Origin of the sequence: Scopulibacillus cellulosilyticus, assembly GCF_042665295.1 — a bacterium.
GTDB classification, from domain to species: Bacteria; Bacillota; Bacilli; order Bacillales; family Sporolactobacillaceae; genus Scopulibacillus_A; species Scopulibacillus_A cellulosilyticus.
On sequence record NZ_JBHTCO010000005.1, the window covers coordinates 317,764 to 344,054 of the forward strand.

The window sequence follows — 26,291 nt, forward strand, 5'->3', positions numbered from 1 at the left end:
TTGCGGTGGCTTTGAGAGAAAAAAATAACCTATTTTCCCTACTGGCCGGCAGGGTGGGTTACTTTTTTCTGTTTTGGATCAAAACAACCAATGCGGCAAACTGATCATTAAGGTAAGTGCCTCATAAGTTGTCATCCGGCAACACCCCCTTTCCCGTTGTGACATATCACAAAAACGAGAATCGGTTAACGGTGCCGCCGCCCACCCTACTTATGCAACTGTATTATTATTGTATCATAATTTTCAGATATAGGGAACAAACATTCCTTTTTGAGGTGGATTTAATTTTAGAACTCTTCAACTGCCCTCCTATTTACAATATGTTTTTCATACCAATTTCCCGCTAGTTGTTTGAGAGTTTACAAATGTCCTAAAAAGCTGTGATTGGCGCCATCAATAATCTCCAATTTTGATTCTTCTGGGAGATATTGCATGCCTTTTATTGATCTTTGTAAAAGAAGGCATTCCTCTTCATCGTTTTTGTCATTTCCATGAATCATTAACACCGGACAAGCTACTTGTTCTAATAACTCTTTTTGATTAATCTCTTCAAAGGCTTTTAGCATTTGTTTATCCACTAAGATGTTTCTTCTTAATTTATCATCCCTGCGTATCGTTATACAGCCTTTTTCTTTCAATTCTCTCATCTGTTCCCTTGAAAAATATTCATGCCAATTATATTTCATAGCATCCGTTAAAGCACCTGATAGAACCATTGTAATGATTTTAGATGTATAGCACTTTAAACAAATCAAGCTGCCAAGGCTATGACCATAGAGTGCTATCTTTTGATAACCTCTTGACATGACAAAGCTGATTGCTGAATTTAAGTCATCAATTCCTTTATCTGCGGTTAAGCTATCGTTGTCACTTTCACCGCAGCCGCTAAAATCAAATGTTAAAGCATCAAAGCCTGATTCATTAAAGGCTTTAGCTAATATGTCAAACCTGCCCTTTGAAAATTTATCTGATGTAAACCCATGTACCATAATAATGATTGCTTTAGACTCCGATGAAAATAAGTGCCCTATCAAAGTCTTATTTCTGGAATTTTTAAAGGCCACACGTTCCATAACTTAATCTCCTCTATAAAATGAATATGTATGTTAAAAACTTTTTGTTGGGAAACCCTTAATTATAGAAATGTTTTAAAGAAAGTAGTTGATTCGGCATGATGACTTTTCGCGGTGATGCTCATAAATTTTATCTTAAATTGAAAAAAACGGTTAGTAATGATAAAGAAATATCCAATCTTCCTGAAATTAAGGAAATTCGTTCTATTGATCATTTTTATGATCAATTAGGTGATACTGACTTAACAATGATTCGCTATCGAATGCTTAAAGAAAAAGATGGCAACGGTATCATTCCGATTTTAATTTCCGCTTTGCCTTGGCTTGGATTTCTTCTTTCTAAACAACTGCAAACTTTCCTAATGAAAAGCTACCTCTATATCTTCATATTTTTAGTTTTATATACTGTTATCACCATCGCCAGCATCATTGTCCATTATAGAGAAAAAGCATGGGCGGCCATACATATAGATATTATTGATCATAAATTAAAACAAAGGCGGGAAAAGAATAAAAAACCTTAAATAGCGAATGACCCTTTAAAAGTATAATAAGTTAAAAACTAACAAACACTAGAGGCAGCTTATCTAATATGAGGTGAAAAAATAATGGGTCTTTTTAATGCTATTTCAAATTGGAAATCCGAAAGGCACGGAAAACATGTTTCACAAATGCGAGCTTTAGGCAGGTGCCCAGATTGTAACGGAAAAGGATTCACAACTTTATTCAATTATGAATTCTCAGCACCATTAGACTGCCAAGGCTGTAACGGCAGCGGTTTATATTCGGATTGGGCTAAAAATAACGAAATTGATGATTAGCCGTTCTATTTCTTAAAAAAATTTTGCATTTCCTTAAAAAGTTCGGATCCAGGTTGGATATAAATAGGTACAGCGCCTCACTTCGTTTGTTTGCACCCGTTTAGTTTGAAGAACTGAAACGATTTCATTTCTATTTTTTGTCAAAAGTCTTTAAAATGAAAAAGTGATTGTTCAGGTTCTATAGGATTATCAACAACACTGCTATAGTATTCTCTTAACCCATGATCTGCCCCTTTTTAATAACAGATTCTGAACAGCGCCAAAGAAAAGATTGGGAATCGGCTGTCCAGGGTTAGCATTTGATGCCATTTCAAGCAGTTCTTCATCTTTAGCAATGTTTAACGACAGGTGATAGTATAAATTACTTGAACCGCTGCATTCTTTTATTGCGAAATTTTTGAACAAATTAGAGATAGCTTCCTTATTCATCATTTGTTCTCCTAGGAATAAACGATTATTTTTTATATGTGTATAATTTGTTTTTGTGCTATAATACACATAGAAAAGGAATATATTGAATAAGTTAATAAAGTCGACAGTGTTTTAAGACACTGCCGACAAAACAATAGACCGAACCCCATCAAGAGGGTTAGGCTGCACTAAGGAAAATAATCCCCTGAGTACCTGCCAAAGCACATGAGGGGATTATTTCTTTTGGTTTTTGTTGGACATTATCAGAGCAATAAGTGCTCCGAAAGACATCATCAGAGACAAAGCCTGATATATATCCATAGGCAACACCTCCCTTCCTGGGAAGTCTCCCAAAAAGAGACACTTCAGAAAGGTCAAAAGTGCGCCTTACCCCTCATGTGAAATCAATCTATTGTATTATGTCATCCAAACTATTACATGTAAATAGACTTAAAATAACTAAATTCCCATTTTTCAATAAATAAAGGGTCTAATCATCAGTTCCTAACACATCTGTATTTGGAGGCTCATAACCCAATTGGCGTGCCATAGCTGCAATTTGTCCCTTGTGATGGAATTCGTGAGTGATCGTATGTGTCAGTAATTTACCTGGTGTAATTAATAACTTTTCTCCTTCTCTCCAAGGAATCTCCCTATGAATTGGCTCATCCATGCGATGTCCCAGCACTTCAAATACCTCATTAACAAAAGAATCTATATGTTCAAAGCGTATCTTTATTTTATCCAAATCAAATTGCTTCAGATTTTCTTTTGGAGTAAGCGGTTTTTTCGTTTTTATTGAACAACTCCCACCTAGCGGAGCTTGAGATGGGAGATTCTAGTTAAAAAAACCTAGAATCCCCTCCGTTCAACAAGAGGGTACAACCATACCTATTATCCGACGTATTCCTTCGAATGACCAGTTTGTGTCTTCTTTTTAAGCAAGCACAAGAAGGTTCACCATCTTCAAATAAGCATAGAGGTTTCATACAGCACTCATTATAATGCGCCCAGCTCCTAGAATAGCCATCTGCTCCGGTGACTAGAGTAAAAGACTGGTACAATGGTGCTTTGATTTTATTTAATCATAAGTTAATATCAAGCTAATGCCTTAAATAACTTTTTTCGTTCATTTTCTATGAGATTGTGATCATGTAGGTTAATACTTTGATAAGGGGTATTGACATTGAAAAGTGTGTAAAAAAGATGAGTTCTAATGTTTAGCTTTTTGTTTAACGTGTACCAATGACGCCAATGATGAACGTTATGACGAACGATATATTGATGAAGGATCTTTGGCGGTTTATCTTTGTATCCGAGACCGCGCCTTCCTATAGTGAATGCGGCGGCTTGATGAATAGATATACCAAATTTGCGCATATATTTCAGTTTTCCGGCGACAGATGTATATTTCGGATTAACTTGAATCACATCGATGCCCATTTTTTCTGCACGGCTCGTGACCGCAATGATCATCTTTTTATAGGCAAATAGACTCTTTAAACGGTTCGCTTTCTTATCGGCATATCTATTACCCGTTTTAGATAGCGTTGTATCCAGATTTTCGAGAACAATGGGCTTGTTTTTTTGAACCGCTATATCGACTAAACCGATGGCTTGGGCTTCTATGACTTTTGTTATTTGACCGCTTGTTTTACCTTCGATAGAAAATTTTAATTTTCCACTTTCAAGGTAGTTGCCGTCATTTGTGAGGTCAGCCCAAGCAAAGTGGTCAACATTACAATCCACGCCGATAACGCCATCAGAAGTACTAAAATTAACATATGGGTTAGGTGTAACCTCTGCCAAACATTTGATAATATAGTAGTCTCTGTGATCCTCAATTGACCACGAGATCGGTTGGCCATCGGCTTTTTTGTTTTTACAGGCTTGTTGGGTTAAAATCACGTTGTTGACAATCTCTTGTCCGTACGGGAACAAAACGAACGGGATAGTAAAAGCTTTACCTCTCATGGAGGTGAAGCGCAATTCCTGATTCTCTATATTGTACTGGAAAACAAAATTTCCAGACTTGGCATCCTTCCGGCCAGAAATCATCATTTGTTTCGTCCGTGCTTGATGAAAGATTTCTTGCCATTTTTCATGGTTTCGTTGATATTCTTCTATAGTAAATTGTGACTTAAACAACTTTTTACCGCCAAATACGCAACTGGGTATATGAGTTTTATATTTTTGTTTCCTTTCTTCCAGACGGTAGAGACGAAAGACTAAACGTCCGATCTGCGACTTTGTATGTTTAATTTGAACATCAAGATACTGGTGTTCAAACAAATAATCATTTAACCAAATCCGGGTTTCATTTTTTAAATGAAGGGCAATCATGTTGTTTATCTTCAAAAAAGGGCTGTTTTTAGGCAGATGAAGTTTTCCTTTGATTAAACTGTCTTTGACTTTAAGAAGCTTTGTTAGTTTTATTCGTTCCTTTTTTAATTTTTTCTTTAGACCTTTTATCTTTTCGTCCGTTTGTTTGATATATAATTTTTGTAACTCTGTTAAAGAAGAGGATAGGGCTAGAGTCTCTTGACGGGCACTGTTGGCATAGTAATCGTTCAGACCAAATTTTTTCTTTAACACTTTATGTAGACTTTCTTTATTTAATTGACGGCCCCAACGTTTTTCCCGGACCAAAGTATGGAACGCAAAACGCTTGGCATGGTTGAACGTTTGTAGCACACCATTTAATTCATGAATGAGATAGCAAGGTAGCTCGTTTTTATAGATTCTTCTAGAAAAATAAGCCTTTTTCATTTTTACCTCCAAAGGGAACGTGTGTTCTGAACCTTAACACTATTATAGATTATACAAAAAACAAAGGCAAGTACAAAATGGCAAAAGCCCAAAAGCATCCGATTCATCCCCCACCTAGCAAAGCTTGAGGATGGGGTCTTCTCGGATAAATGATAAAACAAATGAACCAAGCCAAGCGTTATAACAGTCTGCTACGTGAACCAGAGTGTCCCGTACGCTTTGCCAACCAAACCCCATTTGGCGGGTAAAGTCTTTTGGCTCTAGTTCAATGCAAAAATCAAGAAGTACACCCCGAGTCTGTCTGACCCATTTGTAATCATTTTGATTCATAATAGACACCTCATTAAAGAGTAATTTTATGGACCAAGTATTTGAAATAATAATTTTTCAACAATTAAACAGTTTAATTGATCCCTTTAAATATTTTACGAGTTAACTCAATAAAAGCCTGAAAAGGAGGTGTCATCCATTTATCCTTGTGCCAGGCAATTTGGGTAAAAATAGGAGATTTAAAGTTTTTCCATGCTAGCTCTTGGATACTGCCCTTTTTAATATCATCCTCAACAACCATCTTGGGTAATATCGCTATACCAAGCCCGGCAATGACACATTGTTTGATTGCTTCTATACTAACGAATTCGAATTTATTTAATGGATATACCCCGGCAGATTGGAAAGATTCTTCAAAAACTGTGCGGTAAGAGCAACCGGTTTCAGTAAGTAACAGGGTTTCATGTTCAAGATCCTTTAGGGAAATTTCCGTCTTAGCCAGTAAAGGATGATCTGGAGAAGCAACCATCAATATCTCTTCTTGTATTAGCGGCTCTATTTTTAAAGCATTTGCCGGCTTTGATATATCCATAATGAAAGCTAAATCGAGCAATCCTTCAAGCAGCTGCTCTCTTGCCTTTTCATCTGAATGAGCCGGCTTAAATATGAGCTTAACGTTAGGGTGCTGATTCTTGAATTCTTTTAGTATAGGGGGAAGACGGTAAGTGCATTGACTTTCCTGTGCCCCAATAATAAGAGTGCCAGTTGTTTCTTTCCCGCTTACAGCCGATTTTGCTTCATTATTTAACATAATCATTTTATCCGCATAAATTTTAAACTTTCTTCCGGCTTCTGTTAATACTAAACGTTTCCCCAGCCGTTCAAATAATGGGTTTCCAAGTTCAGATTCAAGAGCTTTTATTTGGGCGGTTACACTTGATTGAGCAAAATTTAATAGCTTAGCTGTTTGAGTAAAATTTAAATTCTCTGCCGCTGTTTTAAAGGTAATTAGTTGTTTTATCTCCAAATTCCCATACCTCCGTTAATTTTCTAAATCGAAATTTACGATTAACGTAATCGAAATAATCATCTTTATTAATTAATTATTTCATAATAAGATATGGGTAATCAATCGACAGTTTAAGTAAAATGTAAAGGAGCGGTTAATGATGACGATTGCAGTTATTTATGGAGGGACGCGTGAAAAAGGCAATACTGAGACTTTAACAGAGAAAGCGGTTCAAGGGTTAGAACTTGAAAAAATATATCTTAAAGATTATAGCATTCAGCCTATTGAAGATCTGCGCCATTCACCGGAAGGATTCAAGAATGTAAATGATGATTATAACTCAATTATTGATCGTATACTCGAACATGATATTCTGATATTCTCTACTCCTATTTATTGGTACAGTATGTCGGGAATAATGAAGAACTTTATTGATCGTTGGTCACAAACATTGAGAGATTCGAAATATCCCGATTTTAAAAATAAAATGTCTGAAAAAAAGGCATATGTGATTGCGGTTGGTGGAGACGAACCATCTTTGAAGGGATTACCTTTGATCCAGCAATTTCAACATATTTTTAATTTTATTGGTATATCTTTTGACGGATATATCCTTGGAAATGGGAATAGACCCGATGATATCCTTCAAGACAAAGATGCATTATTCGCTGCTAGCCAATTGAGAGAAAAGTTTATAATCAGCGACTAAAAGTACATTATGCTCTTGTTGGAAACAATAGGCCCTTTATTCCGCATCGCTTAATTTTTAAAAAGTACAATCACCCCAAACATAAAACTTATTTTCAATCATACTTTTTACAAACCAATAAAAATGGGGTGCTTAGTTCATGTCTTATCTGCAAAAACCTCTTTTTCCAAACAGAGTTGATCCGGATAACGATATGTTTTTAGGTGAAACTTTTGTTCAAATAAAAGGCTGGGATGGGTATCCAAGCGTACATTTAGTTCGTTCCTATAGAACAATTAGCGAAGAGGCAGAAAATAATTATTATCATATATTTGAAAATAGATGCGGTGCTAAAGTTATTAATTACAACAAAGAACAATACGATCAAGTAATGAATTATGTAGATATATCCGATCAATGGTCGATCTTTTACAAAGAAAAGGCCGGCTTGTCGCCTGTCCCAAAATCCTTTAGGCATCTCTAAAAAGGTAAGTGCAATATCGAAATAAAGAATCAACAATGTTGATTCTTTATTTCGGCGGCTAAAAAATTAGATATTATCAGAAGTTTGAGTTGAAATCTGCCAAGTGACACCAAATTTGTCTGTTACTTGACCATATGATGGGCTCCAGAAAGTTTCTTGAAGCGGCATTAATACTTGACCGCCTTCTTGCAGCTTTTCAAATACTTCTTTTGATTTTTCAACATCGTTTATGGTAATAGCTACTGTTACTTGCGATCCAATTTGGTATGGTTTACCCGGAAATGTATCAGAGAGCATGAGATCGGTATCGCCAACTTTTAAATGTGCGTTTAAAACACGATCTTTGGCCTCATTAGGAATTTCAGGGTTTTCAGGCATGTCTCCGAAGGTCTGAACGCCAAGAACTTTTGCATCCAATGCATTTTCATAAAATTTAACAGCTTCCTGGCCGTTACCATTCATAATTAAGTATGGATAAATTCCTAAAATCATAAAACACACCTCTTTTTTTAAAGTTTTTAATAATAATCATAATATGGCTATAAAACCATTTTTTATTTATTCTTCACTAAATTAGAAAATCCTTCTGTAACATAACTTTCTATTATAAAGTTAATGGAACCTGATAACGATTTCAAATTAAGTTGACATAAGATTTTAATAAGAACATAAACACCCGATTTACCTAAAAAGGCGAATCGGGTTCATTATGAAGTACTGGTAATATTTCCCTCGTTAAAACTTGAGTTCTTCTATTAGATTCCTGCATCCTTGAAAATACTCCAGGAACTGCCCCTGTTCAACTTTCAAATCATCGTTAACCCGCCATTGACAGAGAGCGTTTGCCCTGTGATATAGTCTGCTTCATCTGAGGCGAAAAAGGCAACGGCACCAGCGATGTCACCAGGTTTAGCCAGACGTCTAAATGGAATAGATTTTTCTAACGCTTGTGTTATACCTTGATTATATGAACTAATTTCCTTAAATAAAGGTGTGTCAGCTGGGCCAGGTGCAATACAATTGACGTTTATTTTATGCCTTGCCATTTCTCGCGCCAAAGTTTTTGTAAAGGCAATGACTCCGCCTTTTGCGGCTGAGTATACAGCTTCCCCGCTAGACCCGACCCTTCCGGAGTCAGAAGCAATGTTAATGACTTTTCCATATCCATTCTTGATCATAAGCGGTAAAATTTCTTTACATGTATGAATTTGCCCCATCAGATTAATGTCGATAATCGTTTTCCATGATTTTGGTTCACTTTTCAAGAAAGGTTCAACTTTATCCCAGCCAGCGTTATTGACTAACACATCAACCGTTTCAAAATGTGTGAGCGACTCCGCTACAGCTTCTTGGACGCTTAGCAAATGAGTCACATCACAATAAACCGCAACTGCTTCTCGCCCTTTTTCCTTTAACAACGTAACCGTTTCTTGAGCATTCTTCATATTTACATCTGATACTATTATTTTCATTGACTTAGAAGCTAATGTTCTGGCAATCTCTCTTCCGATCCCTCTTCCTGCCCCGGTAACAAATGCTGTGCGTTGACTCATGCCTATCACTCCAATTTTATTTTCTGAACTTCATAAAATCTACCGGTCTCTTTTCAAGGAATGCGTTCTTTCCTTCTTCTGATTCCTTAGTGTTATAAAACATCGCGAGACTCCCCATTGAGATTTGAGTAATGCCTTGGATATTTGCGCTGTCCGCATTAAAAGAGTATTTAAGCATTTTAAGTGCTGTCGGGCTCTTTTGGAGAATTTTTTCAGCCCATTCAATCGCGGCTTGTTGCAGCTGATCAGCGGGTACAACTTTGTTTACGAGTCCCATTTCTTTTGCTTCCTGTGCAGAATATTGTTCACACAAGTACCAGATTTCCCGTGCTTTCTTTTCACCGACAATTCTTGCCAAATAAGCGGAACCGAACCCGGCATCATAACTCCCAACCTTTGGACCGCTTTGGCCAAACTTTGCCGTTTCTGACGCAATCGTTAAATCGCAAATAACATGAAGGACATGACCTCCACCTATTGCATACCCATTAACTGCTGCAATAACTGGTTTTGGAATATTACGGATCGTTTGGTGCAGATTCTCTATTTCCAGTCCGATGCCGCCCCCCAAACCTCCGGAATAATCGTAACCGCCTTCATCCCCTTTTTCCTTTTGGTCCCCGCCAACGCAAAATGCCTTTTCGCCTGTTCCCGTTAAAATAACCACACCAATCCTGTTGTCATCCCAAGCATCACGGAACACCATAATTAATTCCTGAATCGTCCTTGCCCGGAAAGCATTGTATACTTTCGGCCGGTTAATCGTAATTTTTGCAATCCCATCAGCCTTTTCATATAAAATATCTGTTAAATTCACACTGAATACCTCCATTTTTCGGTTGTTTTTTGAGACCCTTCTATTTATATAAATAATCACCAGATTAATAGGTTCGGAATTCTTTCCCGAAAATCGCCTTTGCGATAACCATTTGATTGGCTTGAGCTGTGCCATCACCAATTTCTAAACCAATGACATCACGCAAGCGCTGCTCAAGCGGCATTTCTTTCGTATAAGCATAGTGGCCGTTCAGCAATAAACATTCGTGGATCGCTTCCTGACTATACTTTGGACCTAACCATTTTACAGATGATGATTCTTTTGAGTGCTTCAATCCCTGATCACGCAGCCATAATCCGCGATATGCCTGCCACTTCACAAATTCCAATTTGGTGTAATGAGTAACAATCGGAAATGAAACGGCTTGATACTTTGCCAACGGTTTACCAAAAGAATGTCTAATTTTTACATGCTCTATTGTCTCATCAATACTTTGAAGGGCAGCCCCGACACACTGTAATCCGATTAACAAGCGGCTGAGATCAAACCCATTCATCACCTGAATAAACCCCATATTTTCAAGACCAATTAAGTTCTTCTCAGGAACTGCAACATCATTTAAGTAAATTGAACCCCGGCCAATCGGAATATTGCCCATATCTTCATACTCTTTACATTCAACCCCTGGAAGATCTCTGGGGACAATAAACGCACTAATACCACGATTACCTAATTCAGGGTCAGTTTTTGCAAATACAATAAATGCATCGCCATATGCTGCGACACTAATACCTGACTTTTCTCCATTAAGGACATACTCTTTTCCTTTATGTACAGCAGTTGATTTAATCCCGCCAGCATCAGTTCCGGCAGCTGGCTCTGTAACGGCAATGCCGACAACCTTTTTACCGCCAGCTATTTCAGGAAGCCATTCCTGTTTTAATTCCTCCCGAGCATGATGATTAATAATTTCTCCTATTAAACCATTCAACATGACCCCATAAGTAAGATTAAAATCACCCCGGCCAATCTCTTCTGCCGCAATCCCGGTTGTTACACAATCAGCACCGTTTCCGCCATACTCAACTGGGATCCTTAGACCATTTACACCTAACTCCGCAAGTTTTTCCCACAAATGCCTTGGAAATTTACCTTCCCGATCCCATTTAGTGTAATGAGGCAGCAATTCCTTCTTTGCAAATTTTTTAAGAATTTCCCGAAAGTATTCTTGTTCTTCGGTGAATGAAAAATCCAACAAGCTATCCCCACCTTGTATAAAAAAGCTATCTTATATTAAGTTTATAAGTTATAGATTCAAATTATGAAAACAAGTCATATAGAAAACTTGAGAAACACAAATCAGCTTATGCGTGAAGGAATATTCTATCTGTGGGAGTTGTTAAAATGAATTGAAAAACTCTGTTAACTTCAAATAATATGGGCACTTCCCGCTGCATAACAAAAGCACTAGAATTATTAGTTACTCCAGTGCTTTCCCGATTCCTAAGTATTTATTATTAAGTATTTGGCTGATTAACAATATCAGCGGAAACTTTGACTGCCTTAGGTTTAGTTTCAATTAAGCCAAAACCTACTAATGCAGCAATGAAAAACCCTATCGCCCCGCAGATCATAACCATCCCCAGTCCATACATATCAGCGAATGAACCTGCGACTCGCGGAACAATAGCGCCCCCGATCAACTCACCGGCACCCATAATAAGCGCATTTGCTGTGGCTGCCAGGTGCTTAGGTACAGTCTCCATCGGAATAATCGTCATATACAAAGGAAACATCCCGCCCATGACGCCCGTGAGCAATACATAAGCTGCGACGCTTATCCATCCGCCTTGGAAAAAATATAGAACAGCCAACGGAATGATAGATAAAAAACAAAATATAATCAGTGTCGTTTTTCGACCGATATGGTCAGCGATATAAGGAACCGCTATGCACCAAAAAATTCCGATCAGTCCTGTTCCTGAACTTAACAATCCCATTGTTTGATTAGATAGATGTCCTACTTCAACCCAATAAAGAGGCGCAAACGTTAACATGATCCAGTAACCGCCCATTGCCAAAATAGAGATTAATAGATTCAGGACAACATTTCTGTATTTGATAACTTTTACGAAATCTTTCCACTTAATCGTTTCCTGCTCTTTAATTTCAGAAGGATCTATTTCCTTAGAAAACTTTATAAGAAAAATCGCTAGTAAAAAGCTTGGGATACTGGATAAAATAAACGCCATATGCCAGTTAAAATGAACGACTAATTGTGTAACTATAATGGGACCTATGGTACTTGCTAATACCGAAACTCCGGCATTTACTATTCCTGAATTTCTGCCGAATTTTTTTGGATTCCCCTGCATAGACAGCATTGACATGGCAATTGGTAAAACAGGACCTTCACTGGCTCCAGTTAAAAACCGAAAAAATACTAATGTTTCAAATGAACCGGACGCTGCGGAAAGTGCTGAGAATAAGGAAGCTGCAAATACAAAAATAACTAACCATTTTTTTCTGTAACCCGTTTTATCTGATATCATTCCAAAAATGATAGCGGATGCCGCATACCCTACGACCTGCCAAAGATTTATTGTACCTAAATTAGCATTACTCAGATGAATCTCTGGTGCAATGGTAGGAAATAAGAAAGTAATTGCAAGCCTATCCAGAAAAACAAAACCCCATGCAAAAAATAATAAAGTAACTAAACGACGTTCATATCGCTGACCGCCCATTTCCTTATCCTCCTTCTTAATGTTCAACATTAAGATTGTAAACATTTCGAAAACTGACCCTATATCCATTCGAAAGCTTAAATATCAGTCTATTGATTGCCCAATCTAAAATAAAAATAATTGTGCTACACTAATTGCTTTACACATTCCCGGAAAGCTTCTGTATGCTTATCAACATTTTCTTCCCTCGTTTGCGGACACATGAGTGCCATATTGTGAAATGGTGTCATCAATACGCCTCTGTTAAGCAGAAAAAGGTGTATGGCCGCTTGCAGCCTTGGGTCGTTAGCTTCAAGCGCCTCACCGCCATTTAGTGGTGCTTCCTTGCTGAACATGTACTCAACTCTTGCTCCAATCCGTGTGACATGCCACGGTAAATGAAATTCACGAATGATATCGGTCACACCTTTTTCAAATCTTTCAGCCATAGTTTTCATATGAGCATAATTATTATCAGTCATCACTTTTTCTAATGTGGCACGAATGGCTCGAAGTGTAAGGGCATTACCTGCAAGTGTCCCTCCGAAACCGCAATGGTTAATTTTATAATTATCTAACTCCGTATATTTGTGCATGACTTCGGCCACTTCAGTTGACATACCATAAAAAGCGGCCGGTATCCCGCCTGCTATGGCTTTCCCCAGAACTAAAATGTCAGGTTCCAATCCATAAGCGCCTGTGTAGCCTTGCGGGCTTGTAGAGATGGTATGCGTTTCATCAATAATTAATAAAGTCCCTGTACGCCGGGTGATTTCCCGAAGTGCTTCATGAAAACCTTGTTTTACAGGAACCATGCCAACATTGGTCATTATTGGTTCAGTAAGTACACATGCAACGTCTTGAGAAGAAAGCGCTTCATCCAATGCCTCTATATCATTAAATTCAATAACCTTTGTTGTCCGATTAAAATCAGTTGCGTTCGGATGAACACCTGGTTGTGATATCATTTTGCCGCTTGCCATAGACACTTGTGTTTCATCAACCGATCCATGGTATTTGCCATTAAATACAAGAACTTTATCACGTCCGGTCATGATTCGGCTGATTCTGATCGCAAATCGGTTTGCATCAGTCGCTGATGTAGTAAACTGCCAGTAAGGGAGTCCAAATCGTTTTTGTAAATTCTCCCCAATCCACACTGCATCTTCAGTTGGCAACATGACAGTACTTCCTTTATACACTTGATCACTGATCACCTTAGAAACATCCTCATTTCCGTGCCCAAACATAGCTCCGCTGTCACCAAGGCAAAAATCAGCGTATTCATGGTCATCTACATCCATTAACCAAGCGCCTTTAGCCTTTTTTAGATAGAGCGGAAATGGAGAAGCCCAATTACTCATCCAATGCATTGGAACACCATGGACAAGGGACTGTTTCCCTTTCAAGTGCAGGTCCCGGGATCTCGGATTCTTTCTGGAAAACATATTTTCCTCGTTTTTTAATAGTTCAGTTATACGATCTTGTTCAATTCCGGTTAATGTATTCATAAAACACCTTCCTTTAATCTTTAATTTGGCACCGAGTAAAAATTTTTGTTTTTTTAAGGGTTTTTAAGTTGCGCGAATTAAAAGAGTTTCCTAGTATAATTGGAAACTCTTTTTAAAATTCGTACAGGATACATTATCATGAATTAATAGGTTGTTCTTTTTGATTTACTATCTTGGCATATGATCCAACAGGGAAATTGGAAATACGGCCGGCTTGATAACCTTCATAACCGTAGATTTTTCCATATGAACGCATGGCATCCAGATCTTCTATCACAACACCTGCTGTAGGGATAACTTTTTCCAACCAAAGAAATAGGTAGAGATTGTTGTCAACTTTATAGTAGAAGCATCGATCAGTATCACACAATCCTTTCTCATTTCCAGAAACACAATGCCAAGTATAATAGTTTTCGTTTAAATAAGTGTGCTGGTAGACATCTTTCGAGCTGTAAATAAATTCGATAGTTTTACCGATCAAATCAGTTGTCGGACGATGCTGCGGTGCATCATCAGTAAACGGTTTATCTACGGACACGTGTTCGAATACAGCTTTAACCGAAGTAAGCGGTACTCCTTGATTGGCACGATCAAGCATTGGTATTGCAATCTCTTCTGCAGTTGGCAGGATACTTGTTATTACAGTTGCAATTTTTTGTCTTAGGTCAAGTACAATGGAAATTGATTTTGTATCGCCATAAGAGACAATAAAGTCAATAAAATAAATGTTTTCTCTTGGCATCACCGCCGTATAAGAACAAACAAATTTTTCCTCGGCCTCCCCATCTATAATGGCCCATTTAAGCGTTTCGATATCTACAAAAGTCAGTTTTGACTTTTTACCATTTTCGTAAAACAGAGTTAAACTTTCACCAACTAATCTGTCAGTAGGCTGCATGATATTTTCACTAAACCCAACAGAAAGTTCACCAACACTAATGTAATCTTTTTTTCCATTACTCATAATGATTGATTTTCCTCCTCGGGACAAAATAACTTTGAATTTTATAATTAAATTTTTTATATTCGATCAATTAATGAAGGTTCAAACTTTTAACCTCTGACCCATTACATAAATGCAGTCATTCCAACGTTAATGAGCCGCCATCAACCGGAATAACAGCTCCAGTAATGAAAGAAGCTTCATTTGAAATTAACCATGCTGCAGTATTTGCAATCTCTTCCGGATTGGATGGACGGCGGGCTGGTATAAGTTTTGTTACTCGCTGATAAGCCTGTTCCAATGTTTCTCCGGAATCTTTTGCTAAACTTTTCATTTCTTCATCAGCCATTTCCGTTCTTACCCATCCAGGGCACACAATATTCGCCCTGACATGACGGTCAGCATAATCAACTGCGATTGATTGGGTCAGCGCAATAATGCCGGCTTTTGAAGCGCAGTACGCTGGAAGTGAAGGTGCTGTTTTAAGTCCGGCAACAGATGAAATAGTTACTATGGATCCTCCATTTTTAGATAGGTATGGCAATGCAGCCTTTGAGACCAAAAATCCTGAAGTAAGATTAATTCGTATAACCCTTTCCCAGTCTTCAAAACTTGTTTCAGTTACCTTACCCTCATGATTCACGCCTGCGTTTAATATTAGAGCATCAAGTCTGCCGAACTTTTCTATAATTTGCTTGATTAGACGATCAACATCATCCTCAATACCAACATCAGCTTGAACAGCTGTACCGTTAATACTATTGGCAACTTCTTCTATACGTTTTTGACGCCTGCCGCAAACGACAACATGGTGAGTTTGAGCCAATTTACCAGCTATAGCGGCGCCAATGCCTGATCCGCCTCCTGTAATAAGTGCAACAGGCTTTGTCCTATTATCTTTTACACCCATCCGAACCCTTCCTTCCAGTTATGGTATATTTGATCCTTATATATGAGTCTGATTTTCCTTTTTAAAAGAAACGATCGACTCATTTGAGTACTCTACTTCTTTTTCTAAGAGCTCCTCTAAAGGTGTCGTTTTGAAGAGTTTCGTTTTCATTGCAAACTTAACCCAACAAGCGGAATAAATAATTGTAACTAATAGGAAAATGATCGCATACATGTAGATTCGAACTTTTACGGCTGGATCCGGAAATATGTTAAACATCATATAAATAATCCCTGCGATCCCAATAACCTGAAATGTGATGCCAAGCGGCGATTTAAAAGTCCTTATCACATTTGGATATTTAAATCGCATAATAATCACGTTTAGATGCGCAATGATATAAGTAACCATCCAACAAAAAGCTCCGGCTAATATAAATGTCGTAATGGATTTACTCCCTGTTACGCCAATGATAAGGAAGATTAGAAAAAGACTGGTCATAAAAACAATAGCGACCCAGGGACTTCCCCATTTATTTAACCTGCCGAACATTTTTGGCATTTGACCCTTTTGCGCCATTGAATACAGCATTCGCGGAATTGCACATAAAAGCGTGTTAATCGTGCTTCCCGTTGCAAAAACTGTCACAATACCAATCCAAATTTGCCCTGTTTTCCCTAAAATAGCTGTTGACGCTTTAACATGCGGATCTGCCGCGCCTGCTAAAGTTTTTAAAGGGACATATTTAATGGCAGCGTTTCCAAATATGAAATCAACAACTAATATGATTAATAGACCCATGATCATAGACATCGGAATATATATCTTAGGCTTTTTTATTTCTTCTGCCATAGGGCAAACAAACTCTATGCCAACAAACAACCAAAATGCCAAAGCAGACAGACCGAGAACTCCCCAGCCCATAGTGTTAAAATCCAAAGATGTTTTAATAGGTTGTCCACTGCCAGTTCCTGTAAGTCCTATGATGCCAATAGCAAAAATAGAAACAATCATTACGCCTGTTAAAATCATTTGTGACCAACTATAAAATTCTATCCCGCGGATATTAATTAAACCAAGTATGACGACAAAAGCAATTGAAATAAATAAAGGATGAACAGAAGGCAGAAAAGTATCGTGAATAACCAAACCCGCAATGTGAGCTTCTGCACTTCCAGCAAACATATTGACAAGTACATAGCCGCTTATTACTGAAATCATGCCTATAAATGGCCCCATGGTGGGAAGCGTATAATGGTTAATGCCGCCCGCTTGCGGAACAATCGAAGAAAGTTCCGCAAATGAAAGTGCCACGAATAAATTTAATAGCATAGCGGCAACCATCGCAATAATAAAACCCGGTCCGGCAATACCAAATCCCTGAGTTAAAGATACTAAGGCAGAGGAAGATACAACAATACCTACGGCAGTTGCAACTGCCGGCCAAAACCCTATCGTTCTTTTTAATTGATTATCCAATATTTTGCCCCCTTACCCATATCAACCTTTTTGATAAGCGAACCGCTATTTAACCATTAAACCCCAAAACTCGGAATGATGTTTTGCAATTTGATCTATTGCTTCCTTTTGGTGTTTGGCAAGGACATCAGAAGGTAAGCCATCAATGACCATTTGATATGGATCTTCTTCAACTTTACTCTTCAGCCCGCTAATAGATTCAATAACTCTAAGAGTACAAAACGGTACATAGGCCGAGCTGTAGCCTCCTTCGTGACAAACGACTAAACGTCCGCCGCAATGGCGTTCTGCAATATTTTTAGCAATGGCCGCAATCTTACCAAAGCCTTCAGCTGTCACCATCATTTGTGCTAACGGGTCAAATGGACTCGGGTCTTGCCCTGCGGATACCAGTACAAGCTCGGGCTTAAATTGTTCTGCGATTGGCTCAATGATTTTCTCAAATGCGTAAAGGTAACCTGCGTTACCCGTACCTGCAGGCAAAGGAATATTAATATTGTATCCGCGTCCGTCTCCTTCACCTGTATGTTGAGTCAATCCTCTGTCTGGCGGGAAATTAAATTCTTGATGAAGGGAAACAAACAACACTTCCGGGTCATCATAGAATGCGTTTTCCGTACCATTGCCATGGTGTACATCCCAATCCACAATCATAATCCGTTTTAATCCGTACTTTTTTCGAGCATACTTGGCTGCAATTGCCACGTTATTGAACAAACAAAAACCCATGCCTATTTCCATTTCAGCATGATGTCCAGGCGGTCTGGTCAGTGCGTAAACATTTTGAACATCACCATTCATTACTGCATCTACCCCGGTAAGCGCGCCGCCGGCTGAAAGACACGCTATTTCATAAGATCCGGTCCCTACAATAGCAATATCTCCAGCATCTCCGCCCGTTGTATCACTTAATTCCTTAACCTTATCAATATAAGAAGACACATGATTTAATTCAATTTCTTCGCGTGTAGCGGTACGCGGCTCTATTGGCTTTAATTCCTTTATGAACCCGCTTCGCTCTAAAAGATTTTTAACCCGTCTTTTTGTTGCAGGATTTTCAGAATGGACATCTGATTCTACCCATCCGCCGGGCCGCAAACATAAAGCTCCGTTTCCCGTATCATGCCAAAAGTAACTTTCGTCGCATATGAAACCCGTTTTTAATGTCATTGTTATCCTCCAAATTCAATTTGAAAAATTTCATTTTTTCACAATGTAAATTAGTATCCAATAACAGCAACAGGATATTATTGATTAAGGTCTCTTGATGATAAGAGACCTTTTTGAAAAAAATATCTTGAATTAACCAAGTTTCTTTTCGAAAGCTGTGAGTGAATCGTCGATAATACTGATGATGTTTTCAACTTCCTGTTTGTTAACAATAAGCGCAGGAGCGATGGCTATAATATTGTCACCGTCCCATTCCGCAGTCCTTAGAATAAGTTTTCTGTCAAAGCACTCATCAACAAGTTTGTGAGCTGCTAAAAAGGAAGGATCAAAACGTTTACCGCTTTCAGGGTCTTCGTAAAGCTCAAAGGCTGCCAGCAAACCTAAAGCTCTTGTTTTCGTTACAGTCTTATGTTTTTCTTCTAAGTATTTTAAGCCTTCTTTAAGGACAGCTTCCATATTTTTAGCGTTAGCTACAATATTATCACGTTCAATAATTTCAAGGTTTTTCAAGGCTACAGCGCAGGCAGTTGGATGTCCGCTGTATGTGAAGCCATGGAAGAGAACATCATCAGATTTGACGAGTTCATCTCTAATTTTTTCTTTCATTATGACAGCTCCCAATTGGGAATAACCGCTTGTAATACCTTTAGCAACCGTCATAAGATCTGGGACGACATCCCAATTATTAACGCCGAACATTTTTCCTGTACGTCCGAAACCGGTAATGACTTCATCAGTAATCATTAAAATACCAAATTCGTCACAAAGCTTTCTTACCGCTTGCAGGTAACCTTCAGGCGGGAAGAAAACGCCGCCGGCTCCTTGAACTGGTTCTAAGACAACGGCTGCAATTGTTTCAGGACCTTCTTTTTCAACGATATCTCTTATACAGCCTTCATAATTCGGATCGCTTTTATCTCCCAGTTCACAATTGGTTTGATGTGCTTTGGCATGGAAGAAATCAGGCGCTTTCGCATTGACAAAGTTTTGGAATTCTGTCATGCCGGTTGCACTTGTGGCTCCCAGCGTCGTTCCGTGGTAGGCGCGTTCAAGTCCAATAATTTTAGTCCTGTTAGGTTCGCCTTTAACCTTCCAGTAGTATCTTGCTAATTTAAAGGCTGAATCATTGGATTCTGAGCCGCCGGATGTATAGAATACAACATTTAGATCGCCTGGCGTAAGCGTTGCCAATTTTTCTGCTAATTCAATGGCTCTTTCATGAGAATTACCGAAGAATGAAGAGCTGTAAGCCAATTTAGACATTTGTTCTTGCGCGGCTTGAGCTAATTCCTTTTGACCATGTCCTAAATTGACATTCCAAAGCATCGACATACCGTCAATGTACTCTTCACCGTTGACATCTTTAATATAAATACCTTTTCCTTCAGAAACGATAATAGGCGGGCCTTGTTCAAAATGAGCTTTTACCGGTGTTGTCGGGTGTAAATAATGTTTTTTATCTAATTCAGCCAACTCTTTCATTCTATTTTTTGTTGATAGATTTCCAGACATATATAAACCCTCCAATATAAAATAATTAGTTGTTTCGACAATTATATTAAAATTTCGAACAGATGTGAATATTTTTATTTAATTTCCGAATTATAGACCGTACCAATTTATGCCTTGCTCGCTTAAATCTACCCAGACATGTTTTGTTTGTGTATACATATCCATCGCTTGTACTCCCAGTTCCCGGCCAAAGCCGCTTTGCTTTGTCCCGCCAAACGGAGCGGTACTGTCAAGCATATTGTACGTATTGACATATACTGTGCCTGCTTTCAAACCGCGAGCCATACGGTGGGCCCGCTTAATATCATTGGTCCAAACTCCGGAAGCCAAACCGTATACTGTATCGTTGGCTTTTTCTAGCGCATCTTGTTCATCCTTAAAACGAATAACAGAAACGACCGGTCCAAAAATTTCTTCGCGGGCAATTGTCATTTCATTTGTTACATTTTCAAAAATAGTCGGTGTATAATAATAACCATTTCCGGATTCTTTAAAGCGTTCTCCCCCTGTTAGAAGGTTAGCGCCTTCTTCAAGACCTGCCGCAACATACCGTTCAATGGTATTAAGCTGCTGTTCGGAAACTTGAGGTCCCATTTGCGTTTTTTCATCAAGCGGATTGCCTACCCGAAGAGATTGAACTTTCTTTAAGAAAAGATCCATGAATTTGTCATAGACGGCGTCTTGTACAAACAATCTTGATCCGGCAGCACAAACTTGACCCTGTGCAAAATAAATGCCAAACATTGATCCGTTGACTGCACTCTCGATGTTTGCATCTTCAAAAATAATATTCGGTGATTTTCCGCCAAGCTCAAGCGTTACAGGTTTTAAATTTTTACTCGCTGCCTGCATAATCATTCGTCCTGTTGCCGTAGAACCGGTAAAAGCGATCTTATCGATACCAGGATGGGATGTTAAGGCTGAGCCGGCTGATTCACCAAATCCAGGGACAACATTGATCACACCATCTGGAATACCGACTTCTTCAAATAATCGGACAAGCTCGAGAATGCTGATTGGCGTTTGTTCAGCCGGTTTAATGACAATCGTATTACCTGCTGCCAGCGCCGGTGCAAGCTTCCACATTGTTATCATTAAAGGAAAATTCCACGGGACAACCGCGCCGATAACACCAAGCGGTTCCTTTAAAGTATAATTCAAACGATCATGAGGAGATGCAAGCGTATCGCCTTGGACTTTATTCGCTAACCCTGCATAAAATTCTAAAACATCTATTGTAGCTGGAATGGCTATATTTTTAGTTTCATTAATTAATAACCCGCTGTCTTTTGATTCTATTTCGGCTAAATAACCCAAATTATCCCACATTTTTTGCGCCAGTTTATATAATAATCTTCCGCGATCACCAGGTGCCATTTCCTTCCATGGACCAGATTCAAAAGCTTTACGTGCAGCTGCAACCGCTTTATCTACATCCTCCTTTCCCCCTTCGGCAATAATGCCATTTAATTCTCCAGTACTTGGATTAATAGATTCAAACGTCTTTCCTGATGCAGCATTCACCCATTTACCATCAATAAATAATTGGTAAGACTTTGCCATAACTCTTCCCCCTTCTTAATGACAGCTTTTAGTATGTTTGTTGATTTATCATCATTCACTATTCATTAATGCAAGTCTCGTGCCAATTTTAAAATGACCGTTTTTACGCTATTTTACAAAACTTGACATGCTTCAAAAAAACACAGATTGTGTCGTTTTGAAGCAAATTTTCTAAAAAATAAAACAGTTGCCGGCTGCCAGCAACTGTTTTATAAAAAAATTATAAAGTAAATGTTATTCCTTCATCAGCAATAAAAAATCCTCTTTCCTTAATGATGTCTCTTTTTGGGTCGTCAAAATCGACAACAGGGTTTGTATGATTAAAATGGGTAAAATAAACTTTTACAGGATTAGATTTTACAACGTCCTCCAGTAAATCCATCGTATTCGTGATACACGGATGCGGTATTTCCCGGTAATCAAGCCCTTCAAGTGCCGGTTCTTTTTCTGAATAAAAGGTGGCATCCAATAAACAATAATCAACATTTGCCGCAACCTCTTTTAAATCTTTATCCCATTGTTCCCAGCGGTCAATATCAGGAATATAAAGACATTTTTTATTGGGTCCCTTTATAATAAAGCCAAATGTTTCCGAGTATTCATTTCTATGAGGGATATCTAACGGTGTTATCTCTACACAAGATTCCAGTTGAAATGAATTTTTCTTTCTAATATCTTCTATTTGAATGTTTTCTAAATCTACAAGTTGTTTCCATGGTACATCATTTCTTAATACCTCTGCCATTTTTGCACCAGCAAAAACGGGCAATTTATTAGTATATATGGCTTCACGTCCAAGAAACATAAGACCCGTGTAATGGCCAATGTGCGCGTGGGTCAATAAAATACTGCTCATTAATCCCATATTAGGATAATCTTCTTTCATCATATTCATTTGTTCCCTTACATCCGGTGTTGCATCAATCAAATGCCATTTTTGTTTCTCGGGCAGCACAATAGCAAGTGCGGCGGCAAACCGTTTTAAATGAGGGTTCTCTAAAGCGGCACGGCAATGATCGCAGTAACAACCAGCATGAGGCACCCCTGCATCTTGAGCGGTTCCAAGTACCTTAATTATCACTTCGTTTGTTAAGTTTGTTGTCATAATCATCTCTCCTATTCATAACCTTTTTCTTATCTATCAGAAAGTTAATTAATTACCTATTCTAAATTTTTGCACATCAATTAAGCGACGAATCTTTTACAATGGCAGGTTCTAAATGTCGCATTTTTTTGTCAGGATCGACGAATAACGAAAACAACAGCCCGAAAAGTACGAGTCCTGCGGCGATAAATAATATGGAGTGATCAAATCCAAGTGTGACATTGTGTCCCGCTGATTGTAAAGCAAAACCTGTCATCATCGGTCCTATAATACCTGCTATATTCATAAATGATGTCACTATACTGGCCATTAAACCCGCTCTTTCAGGAAGCAAACGGATCATGATTTGCGGCAGCATGATGAATGCTAACTGCGAAAGCCCTATTCCGAAGCCGAATACTATAATGGCCCAAAGCTCTGAATGGGCAAGTACGAGTGAAGATAAAATTAAACCAGTGACAACCATTGAACTTCCGGTCACCATCACTCGCGACTTTCGAAAATCTTGATTCTTAGCAAACATCCGATCTGAAAAATAGGATATCAGTGTAGATACAATGATCATGATAACACCTATCGCGCTAACAGCCCAGCCCATTCCCTCCGGGGTTAAATGAATGACTGAGGTAAAATAATTCGGCATCCACACCGCTGACCAAACCGTCAACCACATGGAAGAAAAACCAATAAGTAATGTAAAAATGCAAGCCGGTGACAACAAAATAGGATAAAATTCAGACCAAATAAATTTTTTCCTAGGAAAATCTTTGTCTTCACCTAACTCAGTCTGTAATCCTTTAAATTTAGGCTTCTCAGGACAAAAGATCCAGGCAATAAACACAACAAAACCAAGAATGCCTAGGGATGCAAAAGCTATTCGCCAGCCGAAGTGAACAATCATAGTGACTAAAACAGGCGCCCCTACCAGTGATCCTACATTAGATCCATTAATAAATATAGATGCAGCTAAACCGCGTGATTCCGGGGCAAACCATTTTTCGATATGACTCATAGCTGTCGGCGTAAAGGGACCCTCACCGGCACCAAGTAAAGCCCGGTAAAGAACGAGTACTGATAAACCCGTAACAGCAAATGCACCCAATTGAAGAATAGACCAAAAGAATATCATAAATCCCAGCATTTTCTTTGTACCAACTTTATCTGATAATGCTGCACCAATGACACCTACAATCGAAAACAGCCAAAATGCGGCTCCTCCAGCTATCCCCCACTCACTATAAGTAAGGTGAAACTCTTTCATTATTGGATCAGCCGCGAACCCCATAATAGATTTATCAGCAAAATCTATTAAGAGCCCTAAAGACAATAATGCCAGAACAAACCAACGCATAAAATCACCCTCCCGCTTCCAGGAACACTTACATGGATTGATATTCTTTTTCACTTTAGTGAATGCAAGTTTTATACCAACTTAAAATATTGGCCATTAAGCCCCGCACTTAAAAAACATGCTCCAAAAAGAAGCAGTGTGTTTCATTTAGACACATTCTCTCTTAAGCTGCAAAATCGACTATTTTGAATATATTAATAATTTGATATAATAATAGATATGGTTGAAATATTTATATAAGGGAGCGAACACCTATGTCAGTTCCATCAAGGGTATCAAGAAATCAATTGATAAAACAATCTTGGAAGCGCTGTCTCGAAAGAAATATAAATCCCGGTGATACACCGCAAAAACAAGTGATTAACTCCGAATACATTAAAGACCTGCAATTAGAAAACGAAAAATTAATCCACATTGCCAAGCCAACCTTTAATAAATTGCAACCTTATATAAAACAGTCAAATCATATGGCCTCATTAATTGATCAGAAAGGACGCATTATCTACGCAATAGGCACTCCGGAGTTTTTGAATTTTAAAAATACAAACAATTTACAAATCGGTATCAATTGGGATGAACAATATAGAGGAACAAACGCTGTAGGGATTGCTCTAAAAGAAAACACGCCTATTTTAATTAAAGGTGACGAACACTTTTTTGTTGAAAATCATGCATTAACATGTGCTGCCAGCCCGATATATGACTCAGATGGCAATCTCATTGGCGTCATCAACATTAGCAGTGAATCACCCTTTTTTAAAAACGAATCCGTAACGCTTGCCCAAGTGGCGGCGGAATCTATTCAAAATAAACTTATTTTTGAAGAAATGGAGTATGAAAAATTAATTACTATTCACGAACTCAATCAAGTTGCCGACAAATATACAAAGCCCTTGCTCTCTCTGGACAATAACGAACATATTATCCGTGCAAATGAAGCTGCCAAAAGGCTTTTTGGTTCAGATTGTATTGGAAAAGAATTTAAAGAAAATACTCAATTTAAATACGAAGTTATTAGCGACAGGACAAACAAATATTGGAAATCTATTCTTCTGGATCCAACTAGGAAACAAAAGGATTCTCGGAAACAATTATATACATTTCATAATATCTTAGGGAATTGCCCTAAAATCAAACAACAGATAGAATTAGCCAAGAAAGCGGCAATAACTGACCTGCCCGTGATGCTATACGGGGAAAGCGGAACCGGAAAAGAGATGTTCGCACAATCTATCCACGTAAAAAGTCCAAGAAATAACAAACCATTTATTGCTGTAAACTGCGGTGCTATTCCAGAAAATTTAGTAGAAAGTGAACTCTTCGGGTATGAAGCCGGCGCTTTTACCGGTGCAAACCAAAAAGGAAGCATTGGTAAATTTGAAGCTGCCAACGGCGGAACAATATTTCTTGATGAGATTGGCGATATGCCCTTGCGTGCTCAGGTAACATTACTTAGAGTTTTGCAAGAAAAAAGCATCACACCGGTTGGAAGCACTAAAAGTAAATCAATTAATGTCAGAGTTATAGCCGCAACACATCGCAATCTTTTGGAGGAAGTTGAAGCAGGACGTTTTCGAGATGATCTTTACTACCGTTTAAAAGGCGTTCAATTAACACTTCCATCCCTCCGCGAACGGGAGGATAAAGTTGAGCTTGCCGAACAGCTGTTAAAACAAATCCATCCGTTTAAAGAACTGTCAGAAAAAGCAAAAACACTGATTTCAAAATACCATTGGCCCGGCAATATCCGCGAATTAGTCAATGTCTTACATACAGCTTCTTTTTTGGCAGATGGAAAAGACATTCAACCCGATGATTTACAGATACAAGTTAAAAATACCATTAGGGAAGATTCGTCTGTACGAACTTTGGCAGAATCGGAAAAAATAGCTATTGAACATGCTTTAGAAGAATGCCAATGGAATATCAAAAAAGCTGCTGAACGCTTAGATATTACACGTAACCGGTTATACCGAAAGATGGAACTTTATGGAATGAAACGCGAAAAAACGTTGTAAGTCGCTATCCGTATGTAAAATAAGCATTTTAATCTTAGAACAGAACAAAATCGCTAGCGCGACTTAATTACTTCCCAAGTGTAGCCTTATCACTTGGGATTCTTTTTTGCTCGTCGCATAGTACCTTCACAAAAAGGACAGACTACCTCTACTTCTTCATGTTTTTCT

At 38.4% G+C, this 26,291-nt stretch carries 24 protein-coding genes and 2 pseudogenes; 5 read left to right on the top strand and 21 right to left on the bottom strand.

The genetic code is table 11. The features are described from left to right. Positions 1-359: 359 nt before the first annotated feature. Complete coding sequence (locus tag ACFQRG_RS08055) at positions 360-1,073, bottom strand: alpha/beta hydrolase (RefSeq protein WP_380965351.1); 714 nt, start codon at positions 1,071-1,073, stop codon at positions 360-362. A 98-nt stretch (positions 1,074-1,171) separates the two neighbouring features. On the opposite strand from ACFQRG_RS08055, the gene ACFQRG_RS08060 reads away from it, so the two are divergent. Both ACFQRG_RS08060 and ACFQRG_RS08065 read left to right on the top strand, forming a co-directional pair. Further along, on the top strand, positions 1,172-1,597 hold the full coding sequence (locus ACFQRG_RS08060) for a hypothetical protein (RefSeq protein ID WP_380965352.1): 426 nt from the start codon (positions 1,172-1,174) through the stop codon (positions 1,595-1,597). An 84-nt stretch (positions 1,598-1,681) separates the two neighbouring features. After that, positions 1,682-1,894: a methionine aminopeptidase gene (locus ACFQRG_RS08065; RefSeq protein ID WP_380965353.1), complete on the top strand. Its 213-nt coding sequence runs from the start codon at positions 1,682-1,684 to the stop codon at positions 1,892-1,894. Positions 1,895-1,927: 33 nt separating this feature from the next. Here ACFQRG_RS08065 and ACFQRG_RS08070 read toward each other — a convergent pair. The 6 genes and pseudogenes from ACFQRG_RS08070 to ACFQRG_RS08095 form a co-directional block, all read right to left on the bottom strand. Further along, a pseudogene (locus tag ACFQRG_RS08070) lies at positions 1,928-2,326 on the bottom strand (DUF2332 family protein). Between the two features lie 213 nt (positions 2,327-2,539). Continuing rightward, complete coding sequence (locus ACFQRG_RS08075; protein WP_380965392.1) at positions 2,540-2,626, bottom strand: putative holin-like toxin; 87 nt, start codon at positions 2,624-2,626, stop codon at positions 2,540-2,542. Between the two features lie 169 nt (positions 2,627-2,795). Continuing rightward, positions 2,796-3,122 (bottom strand): annotated as a pseudogene (locus ACFQRG_RS08080) (DinB family protein); the annotation flags it as partial. A 281-nt stretch (positions 3,123-3,403) separates the two neighbouring features. Continuing rightward, the gene (locus ACFQRG_RS08085; protein WP_380965354.1) at positions 3,404-5,074 is read right to left on the bottom strand and encodes an IS200/IS605 family accessory protein TnpB-related protein; all 1,671 of its coding nucleotides are present in this window, start codon (positions 5,072-5,074) and stop codon (positions 3,404-3,406) included. A gap of 114 nt (positions 5,075-5,188) precedes the next feature. Next, on the bottom strand, positions 5,189-5,404 hold the full coding sequence (locus ACFQRG_RS08090) for a DinB family protein (protein WP_380965355.1): 216 nt from the start codon (positions 5,402-5,404) through the stop codon (positions 5,189-5,191). 73 nt (positions 5,405-5,477) lie between these two features. After that, complete coding sequence (locus tag ACFQRG_RS08095) at positions 5,478-6,371, bottom strand: LysR family transcriptional regulator (RefSeq protein WP_380965356.1); 894 nt, start codon at positions 6,369-6,371, stop codon at positions 5,478-5,480. Positions 6,372-6,513: 142 nt separating this feature from the next. On the opposite strand from ACFQRG_RS08095, the gene ACFQRG_RS08100 reads away from it, so the two are divergent. Both ACFQRG_RS08100 and ACFQRG_RS08105 read left to right on the top strand, forming a co-directional pair. After that, positions 6,514-7,062: a flavodoxin family protein gene (locus ACFQRG_RS08100; RefSeq protein WP_380965393.1), complete on the top strand. Its 549-nt coding sequence runs from the start codon at positions 6,514-6,516 to the stop codon at positions 7,060-7,062. A gap of 139 nt (positions 7,063-7,201) precedes the next feature. Beyond that, positions 7,202-7,525, top strand: a complete 324-nt coding sequence (locus tag ACFQRG_RS08105) for a hypothetical protein (RefSeq protein WP_380965357.1) — start codon at positions 7,202-7,204, stop codon at positions 7,523-7,525. A 66-nt stretch (positions 7,526-7,591) separates the two neighbouring features. Here ACFQRG_RS08105 and ACFQRG_RS08110 read toward each other — a convergent pair whose 3' ends face one another. From ACFQRG_RS08110 to ACFQRG_RS08175, 14 genes are all read right to left on the bottom strand, one after another. Further along, positions 7,592-8,017 (bottom strand): VOC family protein, encoded by a 426-nt coding sequence (locus ACFQRG_RS08110; protein WP_380965358.1) that lies wholly within the window; start codon positions 8,015-8,017, stop codon positions 7,592-7,594. A gap of 314 nt (positions 8,018-8,331) precedes the next feature. Continuing rightward, entirely contained in the window at positions 8,332-9,078 is a 747-nt protein-coding gene (locus tag ACFQRG_RS08115; protein WP_380965360.1) for an SDR family NAD(P)-dependent oxidoreductase, read from the bottom strand. Between the two features lie 16 nt (positions 9,079-9,094). Then, the gene (gene menB, locus ACFQRG_RS08120; RefSeq protein WP_380965361.1) at positions 9,095-9,910 is read right to left on the bottom strand and encodes a 1,4-dihydroxy-2-naphthoyl-CoA synthase; all 816 of its coding nucleotides are present in this window, start codon (positions 9,908-9,910) and stop codon (positions 9,095-9,097) included. Positions 9,911-9,959: 49 nt separating this feature from the next. After that, positions 9,960-11,114 (bottom strand): acyl-CoA dehydrogenase family protein, encoded by a 1,155-nt coding sequence (locus ACFQRG_RS08125; RefSeq protein ID WP_380965362.1) that lies wholly within the window; start codon positions 11,112-11,114, stop codon positions 9,960-9,962. A 259-nt stretch (positions 11,115-11,373) separates the two neighbouring features. Continuing rightward, on the bottom strand, positions 11,374-12,603 hold the full coding sequence (locus tag ACFQRG_RS08130; RefSeq protein WP_380965363.1) for an MFS transporter: 1,230 nt from the start codon (positions 12,601-12,603) through the stop codon (positions 11,374-11,376). 125 nt (positions 12,604-12,728) lie between these two features. Next, positions 12,729-14,093, bottom strand: coding sequence for an aspartate aminotransferase family protein (locus ACFQRG_RS08135; protein WP_380965365.1), 1,365 nt, complete (start codon positions 14,091-14,093; stop codon positions 12,729-12,731). A 136-nt stretch (positions 14,094-14,229) separates the two neighbouring features. Next, the gene (locus ACFQRG_RS08140) at positions 14,230-15,057 is read right to left on the bottom strand and encodes a molybdenum cofactor biosynthesis F family protein (RefSeq protein WP_380965366.1); all 828 of its coding nucleotides are present in this window, start codon (positions 15,055-15,057) and stop codon (positions 14,230-14,232) included. 118 nt (positions 15,058-15,175) lie between these two features. Further along, on the bottom strand, positions 15,176-15,946 hold the full coding sequence (locus ACFQRG_RS08145; protein ID WP_380965367.1) for an SDR family NAD(P)-dependent oxidoreductase: 771 nt from the start codon (positions 15,944-15,946) through the stop codon (positions 15,176-15,178). Positions 15,947-15,982: 36 nt separating this feature from the next. Next, the gene (locus ACFQRG_RS08150) at positions 15,983-17,404 is read right to left on the bottom strand and encodes an APC family permease (protein WP_380965368.1); all 1,422 of its coding nucleotides are present in this window, start codon (positions 17,402-17,404) and stop codon (positions 15,983-15,985) included. Positions 17,405-17,449: 45 nt separating this feature from the next. Beyond that, positions 17,450-18,574: a class II histone deacetylase gene (locus tag ACFQRG_RS08155; protein ID WP_380965369.1), complete on the bottom strand. Its 1,125-nt coding sequence runs from the start codon at positions 18,572-18,574 to the stop codon at positions 17,450-17,452. Between the two features lie 132 nt (positions 18,575-18,706). Beyond that, complete coding sequence (locus ACFQRG_RS08160; protein ID WP_380965370.1) at positions 18,707-20,086, bottom strand: aminotransferase family protein; 1,380 nt, start codon at positions 20,084-20,086, stop codon at positions 18,707-18,709. Positions 20,087-20,176: 90 nt separating this feature from the next. Further along, on the bottom strand, positions 20,177-21,649 hold the full coding sequence (locus tag ACFQRG_RS08165) for an aldehyde dehydrogenase family protein (protein WP_380965371.1): 1,473 nt from the start codon (positions 21,647-21,649) through the stop codon (positions 20,177-20,179). A 220-nt stretch (positions 21,650-21,869) separates the two neighbouring features. Further along, a complete protein-coding gene (locus tag ACFQRG_RS08170; protein ID WP_380965373.1) occupies positions 21,870-22,754 on the bottom strand; it encodes an MBL fold metallo-hydrolase in 885 nt (294 codons plus the stop codon). A gap of 76 nt (positions 22,755-22,830) precedes the next feature. Beyond that, a complete protein-coding gene (locus tag ACFQRG_RS08175) occupies positions 22,831-24,105 on the bottom strand; it encodes an MFS transporter (protein WP_380965374.1) in 1,275 nt (424 codons plus the stop codon). Between the two features lie 254 nt (positions 24,106-24,359). On the opposite strand from ACFQRG_RS08175, the gene ACFQRG_RS08180 reads away from it, so the two are divergent. Next, positions 24,360-26,123: a sigma-54-dependent Fis family transcriptional regulator gene (locus ACFQRG_RS08180; RefSeq protein ID WP_380965375.1), complete on the top strand. Its 1,764-nt coding sequence runs from the start codon at positions 24,360-24,362 to the stop codon at positions 26,121-26,123. The last annotated feature ends 168 nt before the right edge of the window (positions 26,124-26,291 follow it).

Bases quoted from the DNA above. Each gene is read 5' to 3' on its own strand.
- ACFQRG_RS08170 (WP_380965373.1), bottom strand. From the start codon at position 22,754: ATGACAACAAACTTAACAAACGAAGTGATAATTAAGGTACTTGGAACC.
- ACFQRG_RS08075 (WP_380965392.1), bottom strand. From the start codon at position 2,626: ATGGATATATATCAGGCTTTGTCTCTGATGATGTCTTTCGGAGCACTT.
- ACFQRG_RS08115 (WP_380965360.1), bottom strand. From the start codon at position 9,078: ATGAGTCAACGCACAGCATTTGTTACCGGGGCAGGAAGAGGGATCGGA.
- ACFQRG_RS08065 (WP_380965353.1), top strand. From the start codon at position 1,682: ATGGGTCTTTTTAATGCTATTTCAAATTGGAAATCCGAAAGGCACGGA.
- ACFQRG_RS08140 (WP_380965366.1), bottom strand. From the start codon at position 15,057: ATGAGTAATGGAAAAAAAGATTACATTAGTGTTGGTGAACTTTCTGTT.
- ACFQRG_RS08110 (WP_380965358.1), bottom strand. From the start codon at position 8,017: ATGATTTTAGGAATTTATCCATACTTAATTATGAATGGTAACGGCCAG.
- ACFQRG_RS08100 (WP_380965393.1), top strand. From the start codon at position 6,514: ATGACGATTGCAGTTATTTATGGAGGGACGCGTGAAAAAGGCAATACT.
- ACFQRG_RS08085 (WP_380965354.1), bottom strand. From the start codon at position 5,074: ATGAAAAAGGCTTATTTTTCTAGAAGAATCTATAAAAACGAGCTACCT.
- ACFQRG_RS08060 (WP_380965352.1), top strand. From the start codon at position 1,172: ATGATGACTTTTCGCGGTGATGCTCATAAATTTTATCTTAAATTGAAA.
- ACFQRG_RS08145 (WP_380965367.1), bottom strand. From the start codon at position 15,946: ATGGGTGTAAAAGATAATAGGACAAAGCCTGTTGCACTTATTACAGGA.
- ACFQRG_RS08135 (WP_380965365.1), bottom strand. From the start codon at position 14,093: ATGAATACATTAACCGGAATTGAACAAGATCGTATAACTGAACTATTA.
- ACFQRG_RS08055 (WP_380965351.1), bottom strand. From the start codon at position 1,073: ATGGAACGTGTGGCCTTTAAAAATTCCAGAAATAAGACTTTGATAGGG.
- ACFQRG_RS08105 (WP_380965357.1), top strand. From the start codon at position 7,202: ATGTCTTATCTGCAAAAACCTCTTTTTCCAAACAGAGTTGATCCGGAT.
- menB (WP_380965361.1), bottom strand. From the start codon at position 9,910: ATGGAGGTATTCAGTGTGAATTTAACAGATATTTTATATGAAAAGGCT.
- ACFQRG_RS08175 (WP_380965374.1), bottom strand. From the start codon at position 24,105: ATGCGTTGGTTTGTTCTGGCATTATTGTCTTTAGGGCTCTTAATAGAT.
- ACFQRG_RS08130 (WP_380965363.1), bottom strand. From the start codon at position 12,603: ATGGGCGGTCAGCGATATGAACGTCGTTTAGTTACTTTATTATTTTTT.
- ACFQRG_RS08165 (WP_380965371.1), bottom strand. From the start codon at position 21,649: ATGGCAAAGTCTTACCAATTATTTATTGATGGTAAATGGGTGAATGCT.
- ACFQRG_RS08180 (WP_380965375.1), top strand. From the start codon at position 24,360: ATGTCAGTTCCATCAAGGGTATCAAGAAATCAATTGATAAAACAATCT.
- ACFQRG_RS08090 (WP_380965355.1), bottom strand. From the start codon at position 5,404: ATGAATCAAAATGATTACAAATGGGTCAGACAGACTCGGGGTGTACTT.
- ACFQRG_RS08155 (WP_380965369.1), bottom strand. From the start codon at position 18,574: ATGACATTAAAAACGGGTTTCATATGCGACGAAAGTTACTTTTGGCAT.
- ACFQRG_RS08160 (WP_380965370.1), bottom strand. From the start codon at position 20,086: ATGTCTGGAAATCTATCAACAAAAAATAGAATGAAAGAGTTGGCTGAA.